The following is a 4,702-nucleotide window of genomic DNA, read 5'->3' on the forward strand; positions in this document are numbered from 1 at the left end:
TCATCGGGGGGTCCTACGGGGGCTTCCTGGCCGCATGGGCGGCCGCGCGCAGCGAGGTGTTCGCCGCCTCGGTGCCCGTCGCCGGGCTGATGAACTGGCTGAGCTACCACAACACGTCCAATGTGGGCCGGTTCGACGAGATCTTCCTGGACGGCGATCCGTACGACCCCGAGGGCCCGTATCCGAAGCGGTCACCGGTCATGTACGTCCGCGGCTGCCGCACGCCGACGCTGCTGCTCCACGGCGACCAGGACCTGGCCTGCCCGGTGAGCCAGGCCCAGGAGTTCCACCAGGGCCTGGCCTCCGCCGGATGCGAGAGCGAACTGGTCGTCTACAAGGGCGCCGGACACGGCATGACACGCCGGGAGCACGCCATCGACGCGCACCGCCGGATCGTCGGCTGGTTCACGCGTCACCTGCGTCTGCCCGGGCACCGGGACGGCTGAGGAGCCATGCGGTTCATATGAGGTTCGGCTGTTTGTCCTAGTCGTCGGGGCTGAATAGCATAGGACGATGCTGCTCACGCCCGCGTGGAGCCCTCACACGGTCTCACCGGCGTATCCGGGGAGGGCAGCGTCGAGAAGAGGGAGAGCCGAGTCTTGGTGGACAACCTTCAGGTGAGCCGTCACTCCGACGTGCCCATCTTCCGGCAGATCGTCACCCAGCTGTCCTTCATGATCGAGTCCGGTGACCTCGCGCCGGGGCAGTCGCTCCCCAGCGCACGCCTGCTGGGCGACAATCTGCACATCAACCGCAACACGGTCGCGCGCGCCTATGCCCAGCTCGCCGAGCTCGGCCTGGTGGAGAGCCACGGCCGCGGCGGCACCCGGGTGGTGGGCCCGGGGCCCGCGCGGGAGACGTCACCGGCCCGCGACCAGGCGGTGGGCATCCTCCAGCAGGCCATCAGGGAGTGCGTCGCCCTCGGCCTGACCGCGGCCGAGATCCAGCCGCTGGTGGCGGGTCTCGCGATGCGCGCCGAGGAGGACGTCCTGAAGGTCTCCTTCATCGAATGCAACGTCGACCGGGCCAAGTACTTCGCGAACGAACTCGGCGAGCACCTCGGCCTGAAGGTCAGGCCGCTGGTGCTCGGCACGTTCGACCCGGAGCAGGAGCAGGCCGACCTCGTCCTCACCACGTTCTTCCACCTGGCCGAGGTCCGCGGCCTGTTCCGCCGCCCCCGGACCGAGGTGGTCGCCATCGTCGTCGCGCCGCACGTGCAGACCCTGGTGCAGATCGCCTCCGTGCCGAAGAAGCGCACGGTCGGCATCTGGTACCGCACCGACGAGCAGGCGGTCAGCGTGCGGGACTCCCTCACCCAGTCGGGCATCAAGAACATCAAGGTCCTGCACGGCGCCGAGGACGAGGACCTGGAGGGGGTGGACCTGGTGGTGATCCCCAGCGAGGTGCCCGAGCTCAAGGAGCGCCTCGACGGGCGGGTCCGGGTGATCGAGTTCGGCAATGTGCTGGACGCGGCGTCGATCCGCATGGTGACGGAAGTGGTCGGCGACATGCAGGCCGTGAAGCGCGGCAGCCTTGAGGTCCGTTGAATCGGCGGCAGCAACTTCCTGCGTCAGGTTCCTTCTGATCAGATTTTGGCCTAGCACAGTAGGTCTAATGGAGCCGGTCAGCCGGACAGTTTCCGAAGTTGCTGGCGCGAGGAGATGCCCAGCTTGCGGTAGGCGTTGTGCAGGTGGGTGTCGATGGTGCGCGGGCTGAGGAACAGCGCCGTCGCCACCTCCCTGGAGGACGCGCCCGCGGCCACCTTGCCGACGATGAGCCGCTCTCGCGCGGTCAGGACGCTGAGCGGATCCTCGTCCGCGTCCTGGGTGCGCGGCCTCTCTCCGGCGGCCCGCAGCCTTCTGGCCGCCCGCTCGGCGAAGGCTTTGGCGCCCATCGAGGAGAGCATCTCGTGCGCGGCCTGGAGCTCGGCGCGCGCGTCCTCGGTGCGGCCCTCGCCGTCCAGCCACTCGCCGTAGGTGAGCCGGGTCCGGGCGTGGTGGATGTGGACGCCGGTCCTGGCGTAGTGCTCGATGGCCTCCCGGTACAGCCGGTCGCAGTCCGCGTCCTGGCCCATGAGGGCTCGGGCCTGCAACCACTGGGCCGTCGCCCACGGGGCGGGGTGGGCCCTGGCCAGCCTCTCCAGCAGGTTCACCGCGTGGAGCGCCTCGTGCGGGCGGTCGGCGCGCACGGCGGCCTCGACGAGTTCGGGGTAGACGGCCCACAGGATGTACGAACCGGCCTGGTGGCGCCGCTCGGAGGCCTGGGCCGCCTGGAGCGCGGCCTCGTAGTTGCCGAGGCCGTTGTGCAGGACCGCCCGTGCGTACTGCTCGCCCACGGTTTCGTTGGGGCGCCCGTCCACGCCCATCGGCTTCCTGAGTTCCCGGAAGTGGTAGGCGTCGCCCCGGAACGCGGCGAGGATGAGATCGACGCTCACCACCCGCATGGTGCCCGCGGCCTCGTCGAGCGCCTGGGCTTCGGCGAGGATGCCTGCCGCGTCGCTCAGACTTCCTCCCGCGATCCGGGAGAGCGCCTGGTAACGCAGCGCCTGCGGCAGTGTGGCCAGTGAGCCCTGGTCGCGGGCGGCCTCCACCTGCTGGTCGGTCACCTCACGGAACACCGCGTCGTCGCGCAGGTCGATGACGAGCTGGCAGACCAGGTTCATCCGCCAGGGGCCGGCAGCCTCGGGGGCGGCGGCGCGGCAGGCGGTGACGGCCTCAAGCATCGCAGGGACCGCCTGCTCCACCGGCAGTCTGATCTGTTCGAGGAGCGCGTGCAGCAACAGATCGACGGGAGACGCCTCCTGCGGCCTGCCCCGGCCCTGGATGGCGGCGCCGAGTTTGGTGAGGAGGCCGGGCCGGTTGTCGTTGAACATGACCGAAGCGAACGCCTCCAGATACACCTCCGCGGCCTGCTCATCGGGCAGTTGGGTGGCGATGTCTATGAGAGCGGCGGTCGCCCGCGGGGTGTGACCGAGCTGGAATTCGATCCGGGCCCGCAACAGGCGTGCCTGCGTGCGCCGGTCGTCCTTCAGCCGGGGTTCGGCCCTGGCGATGAGGGCGCGGGCGGCCGCGGGCGAACCGGCTTGCAGGCGCAGCCGTGCCGCCGCGATCAGCCGCACGGCCTGGCGTTCGGCGTCGGGGGTCAGTTGCGCGGCCCGTTCCATGAAGGCGGCAGCGGCGGAGAAGCCGCCGCGTACGCGTGCCCGCTGCGAGGAGCGCTCCAGCTCGGCGGCCACCTCCTCGTCGGCGTCGACGGCGGCGTGGGCGCGGTGCCAGGCCCGCCGGTCGGCGTCGGTGGCCGGGTCGGTCGCCTCGGCGAGCGCACCGTGCACGCGGCGGCGCAGGCCCGGGGTGGCGGCGGAGTACAGCGCCGAGCGCACCAGGGGGTGGCGGAAGGTGAGCCGGGGGCCGAGGCTGAGCAGTCCCGCGTCCTCGGCCACGGACAGGGCCCCGGGGTCCATGTGCAGCAGCTCGGCCGCCCGGCGCAGCAGGGCCAGGTCCCCCACCGGCTCCGCCGCGGCCAGGACCACCAGAGGCCGGGCATCGGAGGGCAACTGCTCGAAGCGGTGCACGAACTGCGACTTCAGGACGGTCCCGACGTGGGGCAGGGACGGGCGCACGTGCGGGATGCCGAAGGGCCCGTCGTCGTGGGCGAACTCCAGCAGCGCCAGCGGGTTGCCCGCGGCCTCGGCCAGGATGCGTTCGACGAGTTCGGTGTCGAGCCCGGAGCGCACCACGGTACGGAGCAGTCGGCGCGCGTCTTCCTCGGGCAGTCCCGTCAGGGCCAGTCGCGGCAGTGCGGCGAGGCCGGGGGCCGATGCGGGGTCACGGGCGACGAACATCATCGCGACCCGCTCGGCCTCGATCCGCCGGGCCACGAAGACCAGCACCTGCCGGGAGGCGTCGTCGATCCACTGGGCGTCGTCGATCACACAGCACACCGGCTGCTTCCGCGCACCCTCGTGCAGCAGCCCCAGCACGGCAAGGCCCACCGTCAGAGGCGCCGGTGACGTCTGCGGACCGAGCCCGAACACCGCCTCCAGAGCCTCGCGCTGGACCGGGGGGAGCTTGGCGCGCCGGTCCAGGAGGGGGGCGCACAACTGGTACAGGGCCGCGTACAGCAGATCCTGCTCGAACTCGGCGCCGTCGGTGCGCAGCACCGTATGACCTTCGAGTGACCGCACCGCCGTGTCGATCAGCGCGGACTTGCCGATCCCCGCCTCGCCGGAGACGACCAGAGCCCCGCCACGACCGGCCGCGGCCGCGGCCAGCAATTGGTCGATGGCGTGTCGCTCGCTTTGTCGGGCCACGAACTCCACTGCAAAAGTCCTCCGACTTACACTGTGCTGCTCTTCGTCCGCGACCGCGAACCGGAGGCCGGGTACTCCCCGGCCTCGATGGCCTCGATCTGCGTGTCACTTAGTGACTCCAGTGTGCCTGACGGCGGGTGCCGCGGGCGACTGCGCGGGGTCTCGAACGAGCTGGGACAAGGGCGATCAGGGGGGATCGGAAAAGGGCGGGCGGACGGGTTGACGGGAACCCGGGCGAGCCCGGGGAAGCGCGGCGGTGCCACGGCCAGCGGGGGACGGCAGGACGTTTCAACTGCACTCACACGGCGGCTGGTTCGCCGAGGACAGCCGCGCCGGGAGACGCCACGCCGGTGCACCCGGCCCACCGCTTCCAGGCGCACGCCCGGCCTGGAC

Annotated in this window: 3 protein-coding genes; 2 read left to right on the forward strand and 1 reads right to left on the reverse strand. The window is 71.3% G+C overall.

The features are described 5' to 3' along the window. Both AB8Z36_RS31805 and AB8Z36_RS31810 read left to right on the forward strand, forming a co-directional pair. Positions 1-446: alpha/beta hydrolase family protein (locus tag AB8Z36_RS31805; protein WP_369216854.1), on the forward strand; the 446-nt coding region annotated here is incomplete at its 5' end. Positions 447-602: 156 nt separating this feature from the next. Further along, a complete protein-coding gene (locus AB8Z36_RS31810; protein ID WP_369216856.1) occupies positions 603-1,547 on the forward strand; it encodes a GntR family transcriptional regulator in 945 nt (314 codons plus the stop codon). A 77-nt stretch (positions 1,548-1,624) separates the two neighbouring features. On the opposite strand, the gene AB8Z36_RS31815 is transcribed toward AB8Z36_RS31810, so the two are convergent. After that, the gene (locus AB8Z36_RS31815; protein ID WP_369216855.1) at positions 1,625-4,309 is read right to left on the reverse strand and encodes a helix-turn-helix transcriptional regulator; all 2,685 of its coding nucleotides are present in this window, start codon (positions 4,307-4,309) and stop codon (positions 1,625-1,627) included. Positions 4,310-4,702: the final 393 nt, after the last annotated feature.

This window comes from Streptomyces flavofungini, assembly GCF_041028215.1.
Lineage (GTDB): Bacteria > Actinomycetota > Actinomycetes > Streptomycetales > Streptomycetaceae > Streptomyces > Streptomyces flavofungini_B.